The sequence below is a fragment of the Paraplanobispora takensis genome, from assembly GCF_016863195.1.
Taxonomy (GTDB): Bacteria; Actinomycetota; Actinomycetes; order Streptosporangiales; family Streptosporangiaceae; genus Planobispora; species Planobispora takensis.
Map to the genome: position 1 here is coordinate 65,021 of NZ_BOOK01000041.1, position 20,148 is coordinate 85,168.

General features: G+C 71.5%; 20 protein-coding genes. 10 read left to right on the plus strand and 10 right to left on the minus strand.

The genetic code is table 11. The features are described 5' to 3' along the window. The first annotated feature begins 10 nt into the window (after positions 1 to 10). The 5 genes from Pta02_RS42495 to Pta02_RS28470 all read left to right on the plus strand — a co-directional run bounded on the left by Pta02_RS42495 (position 11) and on the right by Pta02_RS28470 (position 6,437). Positions 11 to 1,579: an NsdA family TPR-like regulatory protein gene (locus tag Pta02_RS42495; RefSeq protein ID WP_203878028.1), complete on the plus strand. Its 1,569-nt coding sequence runs from the start codon at positions 11 to 13 to the stop codon at positions 1,577 to 1,579. Further along, positions 1,576 to 2,073 carry a GNAT family N-acetyltransferase gene (locus Pta02_RS28455; protein WP_239131291.1) on the plus strand — a complete coding sequence of 166 codons (498 nt, stop codon included), beginning with the start codon at positions 1,576 to 1,578 and terminating at the stop codon, positions 2,071 to 2,073. The genes Pta02_RS42495 and Pta02_RS28455 overlap by 4 nt, the downstream gene beginning before the upstream one ends. Positions 2,074 to 2,436: 363 nt before the next feature. Further along, positions 2,437 to 4,302 (plus strand): tetratricopeptide repeat protein, encoded by a 1,866-nt coding sequence (locus tag Pta02_RS28460; protein ID WP_239131292.1) that lies wholly within the window; start codon positions 2,437 to 2,439, stop codon positions 4,300 to 4,302. 360 nt (positions 4,303 to 4,662) lie between these two features. Then, positions 4,663 to 5,280: a TetR/AcrR family transcriptional regulator gene (locus Pta02_RS28465; RefSeq protein ID WP_203878030.1), complete on the plus strand. Its 618-nt coding sequence runs from the start codon at positions 4,663 to 4,665 to the stop codon at positions 5,278 to 5,280. Next, positions 5,277 to 6,437, plus strand: a complete 1,161-nt coding sequence (locus Pta02_RS28470; protein ID WP_203878031.1) for an FAD-dependent oxidoreductase — start codon at positions 5,277 to 5,279, stop codon at positions 6,435 to 6,437. The genes Pta02_RS28465 and Pta02_RS28470 overlap by 4 nt, the downstream gene beginning before the upstream one ends. A gap of 61 nt (positions 6,438 to 6,498) precedes the next feature. Here Pta02_RS28470 and Pta02_RS28475 read toward each other — a convergent pair whose 3' ends face one another. From Pta02_RS28475 to Pta02_RS28485, 3 genes are all read right to left on the minus strand, one after another. Further along, positions 6,499 to 6,957, minus strand: a complete 459-nt coding sequence (locus tag Pta02_RS28475; protein WP_203878032.1) for an NUDIX hydrolase — start codon at positions 6,955 to 6,957, stop codon at positions 6,499 to 6,501. A 79-nt stretch (positions 6,958 to 7,036) separates the two neighbouring features. After that, entirely contained in the window at positions 7,037 to 7,669 is a 633-nt protein-coding gene (locus Pta02_RS28480; RefSeq protein WP_203878033.1) for a DUF47 domain-containing protein, read from the minus strand. Positions 7,670 to 7,691: 22 nt separating this feature from the next. Beyond that, a complete protein-coding gene (locus Pta02_RS28485; RefSeq protein ID WP_203878034.1) occupies positions 7,692 to 8,630 on the minus strand; it encodes an inorganic phosphate transporter in 939 nt (312 codons plus the stop codon). A 239-nt stretch (positions 8,631 to 8,869) separates the two neighbouring features. On the opposite strand from Pta02_RS28485, the gene purU reads away from it, so the two are divergent. The 3 genes from purU to Pta02_RS28500 all read left to right on the plus strand — a co-directional run bounded on the left by purU (position 8,870) and on the right by Pta02_RS28500 (position 11,415). Then, positions 8,870 to 9,721, plus strand: a complete 852-nt coding sequence (gene purU / locus Pta02_RS28490; protein ID WP_203878035.1) for a formyltetrahydrofolate deformylase — start codon at positions 8,870 to 8,872, stop codon at positions 9,719 to 9,721. Positions 9,722 to 9,955: 234 nt separating this feature from the next. Beyond that, on the plus strand, positions 9,956 to 10,510 hold the full coding sequence (locus Pta02_RS28495; RefSeq protein WP_203878036.1) for a sigma-70 family RNA polymerase sigma factor: 555 nt from the start codon (positions 9,956 to 9,958) through the stop codon (positions 10,508 to 10,510). Further along, positions 10,507 to 11,415, plus strand: coding sequence for a maleylpyruvate isomerase family mycothiol-dependent enzyme (locus Pta02_RS28500; protein ID WP_203878037.1), 909 nt, complete (start codon positions 10,507 to 10,509; stop codon positions 11,413 to 11,415). The genes Pta02_RS28495 and Pta02_RS28500 overlap by 4 nt, the downstream gene beginning before the upstream one ends. Positions 11,416 to 11,466: 51 nt before the next feature. On the opposite strand, the gene Pta02_RS28505 is transcribed toward Pta02_RS28500, so the two are convergent. The 3 genes from Pta02_RS28505 to Pta02_RS28515 all read right to left on the minus strand — a co-directional run bounded on the left by Pta02_RS28505 (position 11,467) and on the right by Pta02_RS28515 (position 14,980). After that, positions 11,467 to 11,814: a VOC family protein gene (locus Pta02_RS28505; RefSeq protein ID WP_203878038.1), complete on the minus strand. Its 348-nt coding sequence runs from the start codon at positions 11,812 to 11,814 to the stop codon at positions 11,467 to 11,469. A 118-nt stretch (positions 11,815 to 11,932) separates the two neighbouring features. Next, positions 11,933 to 12,844 carry a helix-turn-helix domain-containing protein gene (locus Pta02_RS28510; RefSeq protein ID WP_203878039.1) on the minus strand — a complete coding sequence of 304 codons (912 nt, stop codon included), beginning with the start codon at positions 12,842 to 12,844 and terminating at the stop codon, positions 11,933 to 11,935. Positions 12,845 to 12,907: 63 nt separating this feature from the next. Further along, entirely contained in the window at positions 12,908 to 14,980 is a 2,073-nt protein-coding gene (locus Pta02_RS28515; RefSeq protein ID WP_203878040.1) for a prolyl oligopeptidase family serine peptidase, read from the minus strand. Positions 14,981 to 15,298: 318 nt separating this feature from the next. Here Pta02_RS28515 and Pta02_RS28520 point away from each other — a divergent pair, with 318 nt between their 5' ends. Both Pta02_RS28520 and Pta02_RS28525 read left to right on the plus strand, forming a co-directional pair. Then, a complete protein-coding gene (locus tag Pta02_RS28520) occupies positions 15,299 to 15,808 on the plus strand; it encodes an HNH endonuclease (protein ID WP_203878041.1) in 510 nt (169 codons plus the stop codon). Positions 15,809 to 16,090: 282 nt separating this feature from the next. Beyond that, a complete protein-coding gene (locus tag Pta02_RS28525) occupies positions 16,091 to 16,297 on the plus strand; it encodes an FmdB family zinc ribbon protein (protein WP_203878042.1) in 207 nt (68 codons plus the stop codon). A 55-nt stretch (positions 16,298 to 16,352) separates the two neighbouring features. Here the strand turns inward: Pta02_RS28525 and Pta02_RS28530 are convergent, their stop codons facing one another. The 4 genes from Pta02_RS28530 to Pta02_RS28545 form a co-directional block, all read right to left on the minus strand. Continuing rightward, complete coding sequence (locus tag Pta02_RS28530; protein ID WP_203878043.1) at positions 16,353 to 16,838, minus strand: helix-turn-helix transcriptional regulator; 486 nt, start codon at positions 16,836 to 16,838, stop codon at positions 16,353 to 16,355. A 53-nt stretch (positions 16,839 to 16,891) separates the two neighbouring features. Further along, positions 16,892 to 17,038, minus strand: coding sequence for a hypothetical protein (locus Pta02_RS28535; protein WP_203878044.1), 147 nt, complete (start codon positions 17,036 to 17,038; stop codon positions 16,892 to 16,894). Between the two features lie 110 nt (positions 17,039 to 17,148). Further along, entirely contained in the window at positions 17,149 to 18,987 is a 1,839-nt protein-coding gene (gene ilvD, locus Pta02_RS28540; RefSeq protein ID WP_203878045.1) for a dihydroxy-acid dehydratase, read from the minus strand. Positions 18,988 to 19,159: 172 nt separating this feature from the next. Then, a complete protein-coding gene (locus Pta02_RS28545) occupies positions 19,160 to 20,029 on the minus strand; it encodes a nuclease-related domain-containing protein (protein ID WP_239131293.1) in 870 nt (289 codons plus the stop codon). Positions 20,030 to 20,148: the final 119 nt, after the last annotated feature.

Sequence of the window (20,148 nt, forward strand, 5' to 3'; positions counted from 1 at the left end):
AGGGGCCGGTATGTCCGGCAGGCAGCACAGAGAGACAGGGTTGGCGCGGCAGATCCGGGCGCGAGGCCTGGCCGCGGGACGCTCTTCGGCTCAGATCGCCGAGGAGATCCACGAGAAGTGTGGAGCGCAGTTCGGGACCACGCGGATCAAGGGACATCGTCTCGCGCACGGCATCGCTCTCGCGGACGTGATCGAACAGGTCAGGGCGCTGTTCGAGCGCGACGCGAAGCCGGCGCCGGGCATCGGGGAGACCCTTCTGTCCGCGTACGAGAGCGGGCTGAAGCGACCCGGCCCCGAATACCTCCACTATCTGTGCACCGTCTACCGGGTTGAACCGGTCGCCCTTGGATACGAGGGTCCGTGCATCTGCGGTCATGGCCACAAGATGCCCGGTGTCGTCCGAGGCGATCTCCAGGAGGGAAGACCCGACACTTCCCCCGGGCCGCGTGAGCTGTGGATTCAGCAGATCGACAGCAACTCCTCTGCGGCCGGGGGCGAGGAGGACGAGAACGTGCTACGGAGAACGCTTTTGGGGCTCTTGGCCGGCAGCACCGTCGCGTTGGACGGACAGGTGCTCGGCTCTGTGGAGAGCATAAGAAGGAGGATGGACGACACCTTGGTGTCGGCGACCGTCTCCCCCGCCATGCTCGACCAGTGGGAGGAGGCCACGGTCGGATTCGGCCGCCAATACATGAACACCCCGCCGCTCCGGCTGCTGTGCGACGTTCTGCTGGAGTTCAGCGCCGTGCGCAAGGCGATGGAGCGGCGTCAGCCCGTCGACCTGCAGGAACGGCTGTGCAGGATGGCCGCCCAGCTGGCCGGTCTCAGCGGCATGATCATGATCAACCTCGGTGACCACCGCATGGCCAGGTCCTTCTTCAGGACCGGCAGGACGGCGGCCGACGAGACGGGCGACCGCGCCCTGCGCGCCTGGGTCACGGCCAGGGAGGCCCTGGTCCCGCTCTACTACGGCGACCCGCGCGAGGCGCTCAACCTGGCCAAGAAGAGCCGCGACATGGCGGGTCAGACGCCCTGCGCCGCCCAGGCGATGGCGCCGGTCGTCGAGGCCAGGGCGCTGGCGATGCTGTCGGGCGCGGGCAAGAAGGACGTCGTCGACCAGGCCAAACGGGCGCTGTCCCGGGCGCGGGCGGCCTTCTCCCAGATGCCCGCCGTCGACCAGGACGACGCGGCGTTCGGCTACACCGAGCGCCAGCTCTACTTCCACCAGGGCGACGCCCTGGTCAGGCTGGGGCAGGCGATGGAGGCCGACCTCATCCTGGAGCAGGCGCTGACCAAGTACGGCCCGTCCGACTGGCTCGACCCCACGCTCATCAAGCTCGACCGGGCCAAGTGCAAGGTGATCGAGGGTGACCTCCAGGAGGCCCTGCGGATCGCCCGGGTCACGGTCGAGGGGCTGGGTGAGGGGTGCAGGCCCGACATCCTCATGCAGCGCGCCTACGAGGTGGCCAAGGCGGTCGAGAACAAGGACCCCGACCATCCGGGGCTCAGGGCCTATCTGGATACGCTGCACGCCGCCCCGGTGACCGAGGCGGCCATGCCGAGGGGTGTCGATGTATGAGCCATCTGGGGATCAGGCGATACCGCTGGTCTGACCTCGAAGCCGTCTGGGCGCTGCATCAGATCTGCCTCGCCCAGGTCGGGCTCCAGCCGGGTGACGGTGTCTGGTACGACGACGACTTCCCCCGCATCCACGAGGTCTACCTCGCCGATCGGGGGGAGTTCCTCGTGGGGGAGATCCCCGGCGGCCGCGTGGTGGCGATGGGCGGCCTCAGGCGGATCGACGACACGACCGCGGAGATGTGCAGGATGCGGGTGCATCCGGAGTTCCAGCGACGCGGGTACGGCGCGCGGATGGTCTCGGCGCTCGAGATCCGCGCGATCGCGCTGGGCTACTCACGCCTGCGGGGGGACACCACGCTGAACCAGCCGGCCGCGATCGAGCTTTACCGCAAGTACGGCTGGCACGAGGTCCGCCGCGAAGAACGCGGTGGATGTGTCGTGGTATACGGGGAAAAAGATCTACTTGGGGCCATGTCCCCTTTGCCCAAATAGTAGCGAATTCAAAACTGTTCCATTATCGGGCATTGCGATTCGGTGAAATAGCACAATACTTGTTCTTCGTACCCGTAGCTCATTCTCAGGGGACACGATGAAGAAGATCATTGTCCGTAAGCCCGGAACCACCAGGCTGAGTGGTGCTTCGAGCGTCATCCACAAGGGGTGAGAGAGCACCTCTGGCTGACCGGTGGAGAGATTCTCGATGATCGTCCCGTCCCGTCCCGTCTCGTCGTGGGCGGGCACCGGCGTCTTCGCGGTCCTTACACCGTGGGTGGCGCCCTGCTCGGCAGGGTCGTCCCCGAGGCTCTGGAGAGCACTCCCGGACATGTCGCTTCTCACGACATAGAGATCCGGAGCGTGGCTCCCGATCTGCGAGATCGGGTGATCGCGCGACGGGAGGGCATGGAGGCGCGGCTGGAGGAGGACGAGCGCATCCTGGTGCCCGCCCCCCGGCGCACGCTCAGGCTCGCCAACGGGGTGGCGGAGTTCCTCGCGGAGTGCCTTCCCGCGTGCCGCCCGCCCACCGCCGCGCCGTTCACGCTGGTGGTGCGCGACTTCCACCGGGCCGACCCGACCGATTGCGAGCTGGTCGAGATCCTGGTCAGGCGGCTGGATCCGGCGATCCTGACCGTGGTGATCCTGGGCGCCGGAGCGCCGCCGGCCTGGTTCCGCGGCCGGGTGCCCGCTCCCGGCGCCCCGCTGCCCGAGTGGCTCTCCGGCGGTGCGGCTTCCGCGAGGAACGGGGTCACCGGTGCGGTTCCCCGCCGGGACGGGCCCGTCCGGAGGGACGCGGCGGCCCATGTGGCCTCGGAGTGCACCGACGAGCGCTCGCGTGCCGCCTACGAGGCCACCTCCCCCGCCGGGCGCGCGCGGCTGCACGACCTGCGGGCCGAGGAACTGGAGGCCACGGGGGAGTTCTCCCTGCGGCTGGGGGCCGTCCCCTTCCACCGTGAGCTCGGGTCCGATCCCGCGGGCCGGGGGGTCGCGGCGCTGTGGACCGCGGTCGACCACTGCGTCCACGAGGGGTTCCTCGCCGCGGTGATCGAGCTCGGCGCGCGCGGGCTGCGCCTGGCCGAGCGGGGGTCGGAGCAGTGGTGGCGCTTCGCCCAGCGCACGGCCACGGCCCTGGGCGCCCTGGGACGGCAGGAGGAGGCCCGCGACCTCTACGAATATGTCCGCAGGGTCAGCCAGGACCCGGCCGTGCACGCGGCCTGCGCCTACGGCACGGCCATGCTCGACGCCCGTCACCCCGACCCGGCCGTCCGTGACCTGGGCCGGGCCACCGGGTGGATCAACCAGGCCGTCGCCATCTCCTCGCTGTTGCCCGATCCTCAGGAGCGCGCCTTCAAGCTGGGCTTCGACCGCAACGGCCAGGCGTTGATCGAGATGCGCCAGAAGAGGCCGGCGCGGGCGCTCGCGCTGGTCGAGTCGGCCATCGCGCTGGCCGACGCGGCGCTGCGGGACAGGCATCCGGTGCACCGCATGGTGCTGCACGCCAACCGGGGCCAGCTCCTGGCGGTGCTGGGCCGTACGAAGGAGGCCCTGGAGGAGTACGGCACCGCGATCGCCATCGACCCCCTGTTCGCCGACTACTACCTGGACCGGGGCAACCTCCTGCTGTCGCTCGGCCGGACCGAGGACGCCCTGGCCGACTACGAGACCGCGATCAGCGTGAGCCCGCCGCTGCCCGAGGCGTACTACAACCGGGCCGAGCTCCATCTCGTCATGGGCGACCTGGAGAGCGGCCGGGCGGACCTGGACCGCGTGCTGGAGCTGGACCCCGGCTATCTGGACGCCTACGTCAACCGGGCGGGCGTGCTGGCGATGCTGGGCCGCGAGGCCCGGGCGCGCGACGACGTGGCGGCGGGCCTGCGGCTCGACCCCGGCAACCCCCATCTGCTGACCGTCCGGGGACAGCTCGATGTCGAGGCGGGGCGGTTCGAGGAGGCCGCGGCGGCCTTCGACGCCGCCCTGACCGGGGCGGCCGGCCTCGGCGCGGCCTGGGCCAACCGGGGGATCCTCCGCTATCGGCTCGGCGACCCCGAGGGGGCCGCGGCCGACCTGGGGCGGGCGATAGAGCTCGGCGAGAGCGCCGAGCTGTACTTCAACCGGGCCATGGCCCTGCGGGACCTGGGCGACGAGGCCGGTGCGAGGCGGGATCTGCGGCGGGCCCTGGACCTCGCCCCCGGAGACCCGGACATCCGGGCCGCCCTGGAGTTCTGAGGGATATCGCATGCGATCGCCGGGTGCCGTCCACCGGTGGAATGCCCGCCGTCGCGTATGGGAGAAATACCCCCTTCCCCCTTCTTTCCGGCATCGGGTGGAAAGACCTCCACCCCGGAAGGGAAATGCTCATATGTGGGAGGAGGATCCTCCAACCCGGAGTGAGAGGTGGGAATTTCTCCCCCGCCAATCGGCTGTTTTCTCCCGAAGGCGGGACGGTATGAAGATTTTCCTCCCAAGGAGTCAATAGTCCCCTCCCGGGTGGGCGTGTCTTGCCCTGGAGCGAGGTCGTATGCCCCCGTGCCCTGCTCTCGCGGCCGTGATTGACCAGCTGCTGAACAAGCGTTTAGTATATTGAACATGCGTTCAGCACACGACGATCGCACCGCCCGGGCCGTCATCCGGGACCGGGCGCTGGAACTGTTCGCGGCCCGGGGGCCCGACTCGGTCACGGTCCGTCAGATCGCCTCGGCCGCCGAGGTCTCGCCCGGGCTCGTCATCCACCATTTCGGCTCCAAGGAGGGGCTGCGCTCCGCGGTGGACGAGCACGTGGCCGGGGTGTTCGACGGCCTGTTCGCCCGTGCGGAGGCCGGCGGGCTCGACATGTCGGACGGGAGGTCCTTCGCCGAGACGCTTCTGGAGAACCTCCCGCCCGGATCGCCGATCCCCGGCTATCTGCGCCGCCTGCTGCTGGCCGGTGACGCCGCGGGGACCGCGATCTTCCGGCGCTGGTTCGCGGCCGGCGCGGCGGCGGCCGATGCGCTGGTCGCCCGGGGCCTGATGGCGCCCGGCCGAGACCCCGTGGTCCGCACGGCCTTCGTGATGGCCGGCGACCTGATGCTGCTGCTCCTGCGGGACCAGCTCGCCGACGTCCTCGGCGTCGATCCCCTCGGAGCCGAGGGCGCGGCCCGCTGGGCCGAGGAGGTGCTGGACATCTACCGCAACGGACTGTTCGGCACGGAAGGGGAAACCTCATGAGAGTCCTGATCTGCGGCGCCGGCATCGCCGGGCTCACGCTGGCCTGGTGGCTGCGGCGCGGCGGCGCCGAGGTGACGATCGTCGAGAAGGCGGCCGGGCCGCGCAGCGACGGCTACATGATCGACTTCTTCGGGTCGGGGTACGACGTGGCCGAGCGGATGGGCGTCCTCGGCGAGCTGCGCGGGATCGCCGCCGACATCGGGGAGCTCGTCTACCTCGACGGGAACGGCGGGCGGGCCGCCGGCCTGCGGTACGGCTCCGCCTCGGCGGCGGTCGGCGGCCGGGTGCTCAGCGTCATGCGCGGCGGCCTGGAGTCGGTGCTGCGCTCGTCGCTGGACCCCGGTGTGGAGATCCGGTACGGCACCAGCGTCGGCGCGGTGCGCGACGTCCCCGAGGGGGTGGAGGCCGAGCTGACCGACGGGACGGTGAGCCGGGCCGGCCTGCTGGTGGGGGCCGACGGCATCCACTCGGTGGTCCGCCGGCTGGTGTTCGGGCCCGAGGAGCGCTATCTGCACCCCCTGGGCTATCACACCGCCTCCTACCTGATCCGGGACGACGAGCTGGCCGGGCGGATCGGCGGGCGGGCGATGCTGGTCAACGTGCCCGACCGTCAGGCCGGGCTCTACCCGGTGCGGGACGGCCGCCTGGCCGCCTTCCTCGTGCACGCCCGCGGCGGTACGGCGCCGCCCGCCGATCCGCACGCCGAGATCATGGCCCGCTACGGGGGCATGGGGGAGCTGGTGGATCGGGTGCTGGCGCACTGCCCGCAGGACCCCTACTACGACTGCGTCGCCCAGATCCGGATGCCCCGCTGGAGCCGGGGCCGGACCATCCTGATCGGCGACGCCGCCCACGCGGTCTCGCTCATGGCCGGTCAGGGCGCCTCGACGGCGATGGGCGGTGCCTACACACTGGCCGTCGAACTGCTCGGCGCGGACGTCGGTGAGGCGCTGGAGCGCTACGAGCGGCGGATGCGCCCGTTCATCGCGGGCAAGCAGGAGAGCGGCCGTGCCGCCGCCGGCTGGATGGTCCCGCACCGGGCCTGGCGGATCTCCGTGCGCAACCGGCTGTTCCGCCTGGCCGACCTGCCCGGCTCCGGCGCGGTCATGGGCCGAGCGTTCAGGCGCCTGAGCGGGAGCATCGTCCCGGCGGCGTGAAAGGGGAACGGCCGGATCCGGTCATCGCGGCGGTGCGGTCTCCGGGGGCGGCCGGGCCGGGTCATCCCAGCAGCGTGAGCCGGGAGACGACCGCGACCAGGTCCGGGGGTTCGAGCGGGTCGGGGAGCCCGGCCATCTCTTCCGGGGAGAACCAGGCGAACCCGCGGTAGGTGCCGTTCTCCTCCGAGGTCAGCGCGCCGGGCCCCACCTCGGGGGTGCCGGTGAACCTGGCGAGATAGAAGCGTTCGGTCTTGGCGTAGCGCACGCCGAGCCAGGTGAACTCCCGGCGCACCGGCACCCACCTGTCCAGCACCGCCTCACCCGGCAGCCCGGTCTCCTCGGCCAGCTCCCGCCGGGCGGCCTCGGCGGGCGTCTCTCCCGGGTCGATCCCCCCGCCCGGGGGCTCCCAGAACTCCTGGCCGCCGACCGGGTCGTACCAGCGCATCAGCAGGACCCGTCCCCGGCCGTCCACGCACACCACCCGCGCCGCGGGCCGGTCGCTCACCTCGGAGTCGCTCATATGCCGGGCACGCTATCACCGCCCGCCGGGCGTGTCGTGAGGGGGCGCAGAGGCGGGGAAGGGCCCCGGCCGCCGGGCCTCAGCGTTTCATCGCGCCGTCGGCGATGGCGTCGGCGGCCTCGCTGATCGCGGTGCCGACGATCTCCAGGCGGCGGACCAGCTCGCGCTCCTTCATCGACTCGGAGGTGACCTCCCCGGAGAAGATCCGGGCGATCTCGTACTGGTACATGCGCTGCAGGGTGCTGCCCGCCTTCTTGATCTGCAACGCGTCGTGGGCGACCACCGAGGGGCCGGAGGCCAGGTCGTGGACGGCGGTCTCCAGCGCTTCGATGCCGATGATCACCTGGTCGAGCATGGGGGCGAAGCGGTGCTGCTCGCTGACCCTGTACAGGTGCGACTCGCGGACGAAGTCGCGCAGTGAGTCGAGGATGTCGTCGATCGAGCGGGACAGCCGGAAGATGTCCTCCCGGTCGATGGGAGTGATCAGGGATCCGGACAGCTCCTCCACCAGGCGGGCGCGCTGGGTGTCGCCCCGGTGTTCGATCTCCCGCATCTCCTCGTGCGCGTCGGCCCGGCGGGTGTCCCCGCCGATCATCGCGATGGCCAGCCAGGCGCCCTCCTTGGTGGCCTCCAGCTGCCCGATCAGTGCCTCGGCGAGCGCGCTGTCCATCTGGCCGGTCATCAGGTCCCGGACCCGGCGGAGCCGTTTCAAGAGATCACCCCTCTGGCGGTCTTCAAGCGATCAACCCTTGGACGACGAGCGCGACCGCCGCGGCGAGCAGCGCGCTCACCGGCAGCGTCAGCGCCCAGGCCATGACGATCTTCGTGGCGGCGTGCCAGCGCACCCGGCCGGCGCTCTCGGTCATCCCCGATCCGATCAGGGCTCCGGCGATGGTCTGGGTCATGCTCACCGGCGCGCCGAGCGCGGCGCAGCCGATCACCGCGGTGCCGGTGGCCAGCTCGGCCGTCACCCCGTGCAGGGGGCGGGAGACGATGATCTCCCGGCTGAGCAGGCGGCCGGCGCGCGGCAGGCCGTACACGGCACCGGCTCCGAAGAGGCCGGCCATCGCGAAGCAGGTGGACAGCGGCGCCCCCGAGATGCCGAGGGCGAGCATGAAGACGGCCAGCATCTTCTGGCCGTCGTTGGCCGCGTAGGCCAGGCACTGCAGGGTGAAGCCGGCCCGGTGCCAGTGCCGCAGCCGGCGGCCGTGCGCCACGCGTACCAGCAGGATGCCCGCCGGCACGGCCAGCAGCGCCCCCACGAACGGCGCGGCCAGCGCGACCGCGAGCACGAACAGCACGTACTCGTAGGCGACCGGCAGGCCCCAGCCCAGGTCGGCGCCGGTCAGGGCGCCGACGATGGCGAGGGTCAGGCTGGTGGGCCGCCCCCGGCCGCTCAGGAACATCACGACGGCCAGCGCGGAGAGCACCGCGATGGCCATCACGAGCTGGCCCTGGGGGCCGTCCATGGTCGCCAGCCGGGTGGTGAAGGTGAGGGCGACCTGGTGGGCCACCGGTGGGACCAGGGTGATCGCGGCCATCATCATGAGCACGCCGGTGACCGGCCGGACGCTGGGGATCTTCAGCCCGGTCGCGAGCAGCGCCCCGCCGTCGTTCATCCCGCAGACGACCGCGAACAGGCCGGCGAGCGCGGTCAGGGCCAGCGAGCTCACAATCCTCCAACTCAGCCGATGCCGGGGGGACGGCGGGACCGATCTGGCCGCGGAGGCCGTGAACGGGCGGTCGTCGCGCCGATTACCTCCGTAGGACGTCGATGTCGTTGTACCTACCCGCGATCGGGCGGATGATGGACCCCCGCCGCAGGTGAATCCCGCCTCGGGCGAAGGACGCTGTACCCTGCCCAGACCGGCCTCGCGGCGCCGTACGACCCGATCTCCCCAAGGGTGAAGACATGAGTTCTGCCGAGTATGTTCTGACCCTGTCCTGCCCGGACCGTCCCGGCGTGGTCGCCGCCGTCTCCGGGCTGCTCGCCGGCCAGGGCTGCAACATCATCGAAAGCCAGCAGTTCGGCGACCGGGACGCCGGGCGCTTCTTCATGCGCGTGCAGTTCTCCGCGCCGATCCCCGAGGACGAGGTGCGCGCCGCCCTGGCCGCCCTGGCCCCCGAGTTCGGCATGGAGATCCGGCTGCGCGACGTGGCGGTCAAGCCGCGCGCGCTCATCCTGGTCAGCAAGTTCGACCACTGCCTGAACGACCTGCTCTACCGGGTCCGCTCCGGCCTGCTGGACATCGAGATCGTCGCGGTGGCCTCCAACCACCCCGACCTGCGCCCGCTGACGCAGTCGTACGGCGTCGACTACCACCATCTGCCGATCGCCCCGCAGGGCAAGACCCGCCAGGAGATGGAGATCATGACGCTGGTCGAGCACTACCAGGCCGACATGGTGGTGCTGGCCCGCTACATGCAGATCCTGTCGGAGGAGCTGTGCGAGAAGCTGTCCGGCCGGGCGATCAACATCCACCACTCCTTCCTGCCGTCGTTCAAGGGCGCCAAGCCGTACCACCAGGCCCACGCCCGGGGCGTCAAGCTGATCGGGGCCACCGCCCACTACGTGACGTCCGACCTGGACGAGGGCCCGATCATCGAGCAGGAGGTCGCCCGGGTCAACCACAGCCACTCCCCGGAGGACCTGGTCGCCATCGGCCGTGACCTGGAGTGCGTGGCCCTGGCCAGGGCCGTGAAGTGGCACGCCGAGCAGCGCGTCGTGCTCGACGGGCACAAGACGATCATCTTCCCCCGATAGTCGGCCGCATCGCGGACATCCGGGCCGGGTCCGGAGGCGAATGACAGGCAGCCGCCTGACAAGTCTCATATATCCGGCACCGGAGGAACCCGATGCGAAAGCACCATCTGTTCATCTGCGCGGTGCTGCCCGACGCGGCGGGCGCGGGCTTTCCCGATGACGGCCGTCCTCTCCACATCCGGGCCGGATGGTGAGAGGCTCAGATTTCCAGCCGACTGTCGGGAGTGTGGTGCCATGGAGGCACCTGTCGAGGACGACCGCCTGCTCCACCAGCGGGTCGTGGGCGGGGAGGAGACGGCGCTCGGCGAGATCTACGACCGATTCGCGCCACTGGTCTTCGGCCTCGCCGTACGGATCACCCGGGACCGCGTGGTCTCGGAGGACATCACCCAGGAGGTGTTCATCACCTTCTGGGAGCGCCCGCTGGCCTTCGACCCCGGACGGGGGTCGCTCCGCGGCTGGCTGGCCACCATCGCCCACCGCAGGGCGGTGGACCACGTCCGCACCCAGGAGCGACGCAAGGCCTCGGTCATCGGCCCGCGCCTGCTGGAACCCGAGCCCGAGCGGCTGGAGGACGCCGTGCTGTCCCGGTACGAGGCCGACGGAGTGCGACTGGCCGTCGGCAGGCTGCCCGACGACCTGCGGGAGGTCATCGAGCTGGCCTACTACCGGGGACGCACCTACCGTCAGGTCGCCGACGACCTCGGGCTGCCGGAGGGCACCGCCAAGTCCAGGATCAGAATGGGACTGCGCAGGCTCGCCGACGCGCTGGCCGAGGAGGGGGCATGAACGACGACCCGACACGGCGTCTGTATCTCGACGCACTGATGGAGGGGCCCGAGCCGCCGGAGACCTCCCTGCGCCCGCTGGTGCTCACCGCGGCCCGCGCCCGCCGCCGGCCCGCCGCCACGACGACCGGCTGGACGGCCCCCTTCGCCGGCCGGATCGCCGCCATGGACGCCGTGCTGGGCGAGGTGACCGGACAGGACTGGGAGCGGCGGGTCGTCGAGGGCTGGACCCTCCAGGAGCTGCTGGCCCACCTGGCGGCCAAGGACGGGCTGGTCTCGCTGTCGGTGGGCGCGCCCGTGCTCGGCCCGCCGGTCACCGTGAACGAGGGGCTGGCCCGGACGGCGGAACTGCAGGAGTACGAACGCCGCCGGGCGCCCGACCAGACCCGCCGCGACTGGCGGGCCCAGGCCGACGCGCTCTGCCGGCACCTCGCCTCCGTCGCCCCCGACACCCCCTCGGAGACCGGCGGGTTCACCCTGCCGGTGGTCGACCACCTGCTGGCCAGGGTCCTGGAGACCTGGATCCACACCGCGGACGCCGCGGGGATGCTGGGAGTCCCGCTGCCCCACCCCGTCCCCGACCACATCGAGGTCACCGCCGACCTGTGCGCGCGGCTGATGCCCCTGGCCATGCGGGTGAGCGGGCACCGGGTGCCGGAGGGCCGGGCCGTACGGCTCGCGCTGACCGGCCCCGGCGGCGGGCTGTGGCACGTGCCGCTGCACCTCGGCGGCCGGGCCGTGCGCGGCGACGGCCCGGCCGAGACGGCGATCACCTGCGACGTGGTCGAGTTCTGCTTCCTGGTGGGGGGCAGGGGGGATCCCGACGGGTTCGCGGCCGAGGTGGAGGGGGACGCCGGGCTGGCACGCGAGCTGCTGCACGCCGCCCCCGCCCTGTCCGGCCCCTGAACGGCCGGGGCGGATCCCGCCACGGGCGGGATCCGGGCGGGTGCGGCGCCGTCAGGGCCGGTAGGTCCCGAAGTACCAGAGGTTGCCCTCGGGATCCTCGCAGGCGTACTCGCGCGAGCCGTAGGACTGGTCGGTCAGCTCCATGGTGACGCGGGCCCCGGCGGCCACCGCCCTGTCGTGGTGGGCGTCCGGGTCGTCCACGGCGATGTAGACGCCCGGACCGGCCGGGTCGCCCGCCCCCAGCATGATCATGCCGGTGCCGACGACGAGCTCGGCGTGCTTGACCGTGCCCGCCTCATCCCTGGAGATCTCGTGCTCCTCGAACCCGAACGCCTTCCCGAGCCACTCGATCGCCGCGCCGGGGTTCCGATAGCGGGCCAGTGGATACACCGTTCGCATGTTCGCCTCTCCCTGTCTGATGGACCGCCGCCTGACGGCGCTGTCCGGTGGGACCACGATCTCCCGGCGGAGGGGGCGGAGGCTTGGAGAAATCTGACCTCGGCCGACGGCCCCGGTCTCAGCCGGCGACGGCGATCGGGCGCCGCGGCGCGGCCGGCTCGCGGGGCGTGACCCCGGCTAGCTCGCGGGGCGTGACCCCGGCCGGCTCCCGGGGCGTGACCCCGGCTAGCTCGCGGGGCGTGACCCCGGCCAGCTCGCGGGGCGTGACCCCGGCCAGCGCCCGGAAGTCGCGGCTCATGTGGGCCTGGTCGTAGTAACCGCAGACGGCGGCGGTGTCGGCGGGGGGAAGCCCGGCCCGCAGGCGTCCGGCGGCGTGCTCGAAGCGCAGCACCCGGGCGACGGCCTTGGGCGCCATCCCGATCTGGTCGTGGAAACGGGAGACCAGATGACGGTGGCTCCACCCCAGCTCTCCGGCGAGCTCCGCGATCGGGAGCGCGCCCCGGGAGGCGCGCAGCCGCCGCCAGGCCCGGCCGACCCGCGGGTCCGGATCGGGAGCGGCCTGGATCCGCCGGGTGAGGAGGGCGTCCAGCAGCGCGAGCCGGTCGTGCCGGGAGGGGGTCGCGGCCAGCCGCTCGACGCTCTCCCGAGCCCACCGGCCGAGCACCTCCTCCAGGGAGACCACCCGGTTGGCCAGCTCGCTCATCGGCATCCCGAACAGCCGCCGCGCACCGAGCGGGGTGAGGTTGACCTGCACCCCCTCGGCGACCCCGGCCGTGGTGGTGTCGACGTAGGTGTCGTGCAGCCCCCCGCAGAAGGAGGCCAGCCGCTCGCGCGCGCCCGGCCCGCTCAGCCCGATCGGCTCACCGAACCCGAAGATCACCACCACTCCGGAGAACGGCGGCTGCCGCCGCGTCCACGGCTTCTGCCGGCGCTCGGTGTAGGCCGTCAGCTCCGTCACGCAGGAACGCAGGAAGGCACTCGGCCTGCCCTCGACGAAGGTCAGCCCGTCGGCCGCGGCGGCATCGTCCACGACCCGAACGATAATCACCGCGGCCGACATTTTCCCGCCGGGGAGCGGCGAGCCGTCCGGGGGTCAGCCGGTCAGGCCGGTGTGACGGGCGAGGAAGGCGAGCTGGTCGGCGGCGAGCTCGATGGTCTTGCTGACCGCGCGGGCGCCGTGACCGGTCTCGGCCTCGTTGCGCAGCAGGATCGGCCGGTCGGCGGCCTGGGCGTGCTGCAGGGCGGCGCACATCTTCCAGGCGTGCAGCGGGTGGACCCGCGTGTCGGACTGGAAGACGGTGAACATCGTCGCCGGGTACGACACGCTCTCGCGGACGTGGTGGTACGGGGAGTACGACCACAGCCAGGCGAACTCCTCGGGCTTCTCGGCGGCGCCGTACTCGACGTTCCAGGTCGCGCCGAGGCCGAACAGCTCGTAGCGGACCATGTCGAGCAGCGGGGCCGAGCAGACCACCGCGGCGTAGAGGTCGGGCCGCTGGGTGAGGGCGGCGCCGACCAGCAGGCCGCCGTTGGAGCCGCCGGAGATGGCCAGCCGGTCCGAGGTGGTGACGCCGGTGGCGATCAGGTGCTCGGCCGCGGCGTGCAGGTCGTCGAAGACGTTCTGCTTGTGGGCGAGCATCCCGGCCCGGTGCCAGTCCTCGCCGCGCTCGCCGCCGCCGCGCAGCTGGGCGATGGCGTAGACGCCGCCCGCCTCCACCCAGGTCAGGATCGACGCCGAGTAGCCGGGTGTCATGGAGATGCCGAAGCCGCCGTAGCCGTACAGGATCGTGGGCCGGGGACCCTCGGCGCCGGGCTTGGAGATGATCAGCATGCGCACGTCGGTGCCGTCGGCCGAACGGTAGACGACCTGCTCGGCGGTGACGGGGGGCACCTCGACGGCGCCGGGGGAGGCCGCCCAGAGCGTGGTCTCGCCGGTGCGGGCGTCGTAGCGCTGGATGGTGGGCGGGGTGGTGTTGTCGGTGTAGCCGAACCACGCCTCGTGGCCGCCCTCGGGGCGCTCGCTGATGCCGCCGATGGTGCCCAGGCCCGGGGTCGGCACCGAGCCGATCCGCTCCCCGCTGCGCAGGTCGTGGACGGAGATCTCGCTGATCGCGTGGCGGGTCCAGCCGACGAGCATGACCGGCCGGTCGAGGTCGTCGAGGATCGCGAAGTCCGACAGCACCGCCTCGGGGTCCTGCGGGATCAGGTCGCGCCAGTGCTCGGCCTGCGGGGTGGCGGGGTCGGCCACGCAGATCCTGGAGCGCGGGGCGTCGCGGTCGGTGAAGACGTACAGCAGCCCGTCGCGGCCGAAGTGCAGGCCGGTCTGCGCGTCCACGCCCTCCTGGACCACGACCAGCTCCGGCGCCTCGTGGGCGGAGGCGTGCAGGTCGGCGACCCACAGGTCGTTGCGCGGCGCCGTACCGCGGGAGGCGGAGATCTGCAGCCACCGTCCGTCGCGGGAGACCGCGACGCCGTAGTAGTTGGTCTTCTCCATGCCGTCACCGAAGATCATGACGTCGTCCTCGGTGGAGACGCCGACGCGGTGCAGGTAGACCCGGCGGTGGAACTGCTCCTCGCCCTGGGGGACCTCCGTGGCGGGCAGCCTGCGCACGTAGTAGAACGCCTCGCCGCCGGGCAGCCAGGCGACGGGGGAGTAGCGGCACCGGTCGATCGGCCCCTCGATCCGGGTGCCGGTGGCCACGTCCATCACATAGAGGTTGGACTCCTCGTCGCCGCCCACCGAGATCTGGTAGGCCAGCAGGCGGCCCTCCTTGTCGGGCTGCCAGGAGTCGAGGGTCGTCAGGCCGGTCGGGTCGAGCTGCATCGGGTCCAGCAGCGCCCGCTCGGTGCCGTCGGGGTCGACGGTGTACAGCACGGCGTGCTCCTGCTCGGGGGTGCGCCGCATGAAGAAGCGCCGCTCGCCCCGCCAGACCGGAGCCCCCACCGAGCCGGACTTCAGCAGCTCGGAGATCCGCTCCTTGAACCGCTCACGGCCGGCAAGCGCCTTCACCTCGGCGGTGAAGAGGGCCTCCTGCGACTCCAGCCACTCCTTGGTCGCCGGATCGTCGGAGTCCTCAAGCCAGCGGTAGGGGTCGGGTACGGAGGTGCCGTGCAACTCGTCGACGACGTCGTCACGGCGGGCGGGTGGGTACGGCTGTCGCGTCATGGCTCGAACCCTACGGCCTCCGGCCGATCGTGGGGCGCCGGTCGCGAGAGGGCGAGGTGGGGCGGGCCTCGGAGGAGTGAAGAACAGGTAATGCGGGCATAAAACACATCAGGAGTCCCTCCAGTCATTTATGGGTGGCGGGCATGCCGACGGAGAAGCCAAACTTGGTCCAGGACGGTGCCGTGGTGACCATCCGCTGGGCCGTCCGGCGGAGGTCATCGTGACGGAAGCGCCCGGGCCCCAAGAGGGGCCGCCAATCGGGGCACGCGACATCGTGCCCCCGACCCAGACGCACAGCGTGCGGGGAAAGGCCCGCTGATGCGCCAAGTCCTTCTACTCAACGCCACCTACGAACCCCTGACCACCCTCTCCCTGCACCGCGCCGTCGTGCTGGTGCTCAGGGAGAAGGCCGACGTCGTCCACCGTGACGGGCGCGGCGCCGTGCTCCGCTCGGCCAGCCGGACCCTGGACGTGCCGTCGGTGATCAGGCTTCGCCGTTATGTCCGCATCCCCTACCGCTCGCGCATCCCCCTGACCCGCACCGCCCTGATGCGCAGGGACGACTACCGGTGCGCCTACTGCGGTCAGAAGGCCGAGACGATCGACCACGTGATCCCCCGTTCCCGCGGCGGCACCCACACGTGGGAGAACTGCGTCGCCTCCTGCACGACGTGCAACCACCGCAAGGCGGACCGGCTGCTGGAGGAGCTGGGGTGGACGCTGAACGTCGCCCCGGTCGTGCCGAGGGGAGTGCACTGGCGGTTGATCGGCGCGCACGTCGTCGGCGACCCCCAGTGGGCGCCCTACCTGGCGGAGAGCGCGGCCTGAAGCCCGCAGGCCTGAGCTCGGGGGGCCACGCTCCGGCGGGAGCGTGACCGGAAGTCCCGGCCGAGGTCGGGTCCGGAGCCCGGCGGGCCGGGCGCCGGTGATGGCCGGCGCCCGGCCCCGGCAGGATTCCTTCGGTCCTGCCCGTCCGGACGGCACCCGTCGTCCTCCGCGGTGCGGTCGCGGTGCCCGGTCCTCCGCGGTGCGGTGGCGGCATCCGCCCTTGCCTGCGGTACGGCCGCCGCACCTGTCGTTCTGCGCGGTGCGGGTGGGTAATCTGGTGCCATGCCGCGCTATGACTTCCGTTGCCGCGCCTGCGGTTCCACTTTCGAGTTGTCGCGTCCGATGTCCCGGTCGGACGACCCCGCCCCCTGCCCCGACGGCCACGACGACACGGTGCGTCTGCTGTCCACGGTCGCCGTGACCGGGGGCGCCTCCGCGCCCCGGCCCGCCGGGGGCGGCGGCTGCTGCGGGGGCGGTTGCTGCGGTTGATCGGCGCGGCGCCCGCCCGGTTCGGGGTGGGCGCGCGCGACCGCCGTCCCTCGTGTTACGCCGCCCGCTTGCCCTGGAAGGGGAGGAACCCCTCGGGCCGGTGCGGCCTGGCGGGCAGGAAGGTCTGCTCCGCGGCGATGATCCGGTCGAAGCGGAAGGCGCGGATCGCCCTGCGCATGCGGCACATGCCGACCAGATACCAGTGCTGACGGTGGACCATGCAGGTCACCGGGTCGACGTCGCGGACGGTGACCCGGCCGGAGACGTCGCGATAGTGCAGGCGGATCACGAGCCGTGAGGTGATGCAGCCCGCGATCGTCCTGGCCCGGTCGGCGACCTCGTCGGGCAGCGGGGCGGTCAAGGTGGACAGGGTGGCGGAGACGACGTCGTCGTCCAGGTCGAGGTGCTCGAAGGCGTGACGCAGGCCGTGCCGGGCGGCGTCGGCCTGAGGGCCCGAGCCCAGGTGTGCCAGGGACAGGGCGAGGGCGGCGATCTCGGCGGTTGTCAACGGGCTGGCAGAGGGCTTCATGACGTTAGCCATACCCACAGAATACGGACAAGCACCGACATTTTTCGAACAAAGATGACGGGTTCTCAGGATTGTGGCCCCGGGGCGACATGCCCGCCGACGCCCGCTGCGCGCCGTACGGCGGCGCCGGAGACGCAGGTGAACCCGCTCGCGGCGCCGGTGTCATGGGGGAGGCGCGGCAGGGCGGTGGGCGTGGTGCTTCTCGTCCTCATGTTCGAGAAGGGGAATGCGGTGTCTCCCGCCCTCTCGTGACGGGAGGACACGCGGAGGCTCCCGCCGTACCGGCGCCCTGAGACGGGCCGGTACGGCGGGAGCCGACGGGTCAGCGGGACAGCTGGGACAGGTCGCGGGAGGCGCCGGTCGAGGCGGAGGTGGTCAGGGCGGCGTAGGCCTGCAGGGCCGCGCTCACCGGGCGGTGACGGTCGCGCGGGCGGTAGCCGCCCAGGTCGGCCAGGAGCTTCTCGCGGCGGGCGGCCAGGTCGGGCTCGGCCACCTTCAGCTCGATCGAGCGGCCCGGGATGTCGATCTCGATGACGTCGCCGTCCTCCACCAGGGCGATGGTGCCGCCCTCGGCCGCCTCCGGGGAGGCGTGGCCGATGGACAGGCCGCTCGTGCCGCCGGAGAAGCGGCCGTCGGTGATCAGGGCGCAGGCCTTGCCCAGGCCCTTGCCCTTGAGGAACGAGGTCGGATAGAGCATCTCCTGCATGCCCGGCCCGCCCTTGGGCCCCTCGTAGCGGATGACGACGACGTCGCCCTCCTTGACCCGGTTGTTCAGGATGCCCTCGACGGCGTCCTCCTGGGACTCGAAGACCACGGCGGGCCCGGAGAACTTCCAGATGGACTCGTCGACGCCGGCCGTCTTGACGATGCACCCCTCGACGGCGATGTTGCCGTACAGCACGGCCAGGCCGCCGTCGCGGGTGTAGGCGTGCTCCATGTCGCGGATGCAGCCGCCCTCGCGGTCGAGGTCGAGGGAGTCCCAGCGGGCGTCCTGGGAGTAGGGCTTGACGGTGCGGACGTTGCCGGGGGCGGCGTGCCACAACTCCAGCGCCTCGGGCAGCGCCTTCGGCGAGCGCACGTCCCAGGAGTCGAGATAGTCGCCCAGCGTGCCGCCGTTGACGGTGTTCACGTCCCGGTGGAGCAGACCGCCCCGGTCGAGCTCGCCCAGGATGGCGGGGATGCCGCCGGCACGGTGGACGTCCTCGACGTGGTACTTGTCGGTGGCGGGGGCGACCTTGCTCAGGCACGGCACCCGCAGCGAGATCTCGTTGATCTCCTTGAGGCCGAAGCCGACCTGCGCCTCGCGGGCCGCGGCCAGGATGTGCAGGATCGTGTTGGTCGAGCCGCCCATCGCCACGTCCAGCGCCATGGCGTTCTCGAACGCCGCCTTGGTGGCGATGTTGCGCGGCAGCACGCTCTCGTCGTCCTGCTCGTAGTAGCGGCGGGTGATCTCCACCAGCTGCCGCCCGGCGTCCTGGAACAGCTTCTTGCGGGCCTTGTGGGTGGCCAGGATCGTGCCGTTGCCGGGCAGCGCCAGGCCGATGGCCTCGGCCAGGCAGTTCATCGAGTTGGCGGTGAACATGCCGCTGCACGAGCCGCAGGTCGGGCAGGCGTTCTCCTCCATCGCCAGCAGCTCCTCGTCGGAGACGCTGTCGTCGGCGGAGGCGATCATCGGGTCGATCAGGTCGAGCTTCTTGCCGGGCGTCTTGCCGGCCTCCATCGGCCCGCCGGAGACGAAGACCGTGGGGATGTTGAGCCGGAAGGCGGCCAGCAGCATGCCCGGGGTGATCTTGTCGCAGTTGGAGACGCAGATCATCGCGTCGGCGCAGTGGGCGTTCACCATGTACTCGACCGCGTCGGCGATCAGCTCGCGGCTCGGCAGCGAGTAGAGCATGCCGCCGTGGCCCATCGCGATGCCGTCGTCCACCGCGATGGTGTTGAACTCGCGCGGGATCGCGCCCGCCTCGCGGATCGCCCCGGCGACGACGTCGCCGACCTCACGCAGGTGCACGTGCCCGGGGACGAACTGGGTGAAGCTGTTGGCCACCGCGATGATCGGTTTGCCGAAGTCGCTTCCGGCTACGCCCGTCGCCCGGAGCAGGGCCCGGGCTCCGGCCATGTTCCTGCCGTGAGTGACCGTACGAGACCTGAGGGCGGGCATGACGCTTCTCCCATCATCGGCGCTGAGTCTTCAGCTGAGTCTTCAAATGGTACGGCCACCGCCCGCCTGCTGAGACCCGGCGTCCATCCATCGGACGCCGGAAGCATGCGAAAAGCCCGGCGGGCGGGCCGCCGGGCGTTCGTTCGAAAAGCTCCGGAAAGCGGGGGACGGGTCAGCGATCGGAGGAGACCTGCTCGGCGCCGCGCCGGGCCCGCACGGGCGCCTCGGGCGCCGGGGACTCGGGATAGCGGGCGGGCAGGACCTTCTCGGCGATCTCGTAGATCTTGTCGATCTCCTCCTCGGTCAGCGACCGCTCCCGCTTGGTGATCCACTTGCGGACGTGACCGCCGTCGAAGACGTCGACCTCGCGCACGTTGAGGACCTTCCACGGGATGGAGGGACCGTAGATCGCCAGCGATGGGATGATCATGACCTCGCGCCCGAGGAGCTCGCCGATCAGCTCGGCGGCCCGGCTCGCCTCCCAGCGGGCCTCGTCGAGGCGGGCCTTCTGGGAGAAGGGGCCCAAAAACAGCTTGCGGTGCGACTGGGCGCGGACCGGCAGCCGTTTGTCCCACTTCTCGGAGTCGACGGCGTAGACCCCGGTGGGCCCGATGACCAGGTGGTCGATCTGGGCGTCGCTGTCGGGGATCGCACGCGCGTGCAGGGTGCGGTAACCCTTGCGCTCCAGGCTCTTGAGCTGGGCCTCCGTGCGACGCTCCGCGACCGAGGCCCGCCTCCAGGCGGGGACCGTCGAGTGCGAACGGGCGCGCACCACGGTGTCGGCGATGGCGGCCACCACGGCGGCGGTGACGCCGGCCTGCCACATCTTCAGCAGCACCCCCGCCACGATCCCCACGACGACCGCGATGACGACGCGGCGCAGGAGGGGGCGGTACCGGGGCTGGCTGAGCAGACTCAGCAGAGAGACGCGTTCGACGGGCGCGTACGTAGACGCGGGCGCGGAGGGGCGAGTCGTCGGCTTGTCCTTGGCCGAACGCTCACCGGCCCAAATCGGTGACGTAGTGTTACCGTCTTCTGGCACCTGACCGGAATCCACGTAACTCACCGTAGCTGACCCTTAAACCGAGTGCCTAGTACTCCGCAACTCACACTTTTGTGACCACTGTCACCCGCATGCCAGTGCACGAGAGCGGGTATCTA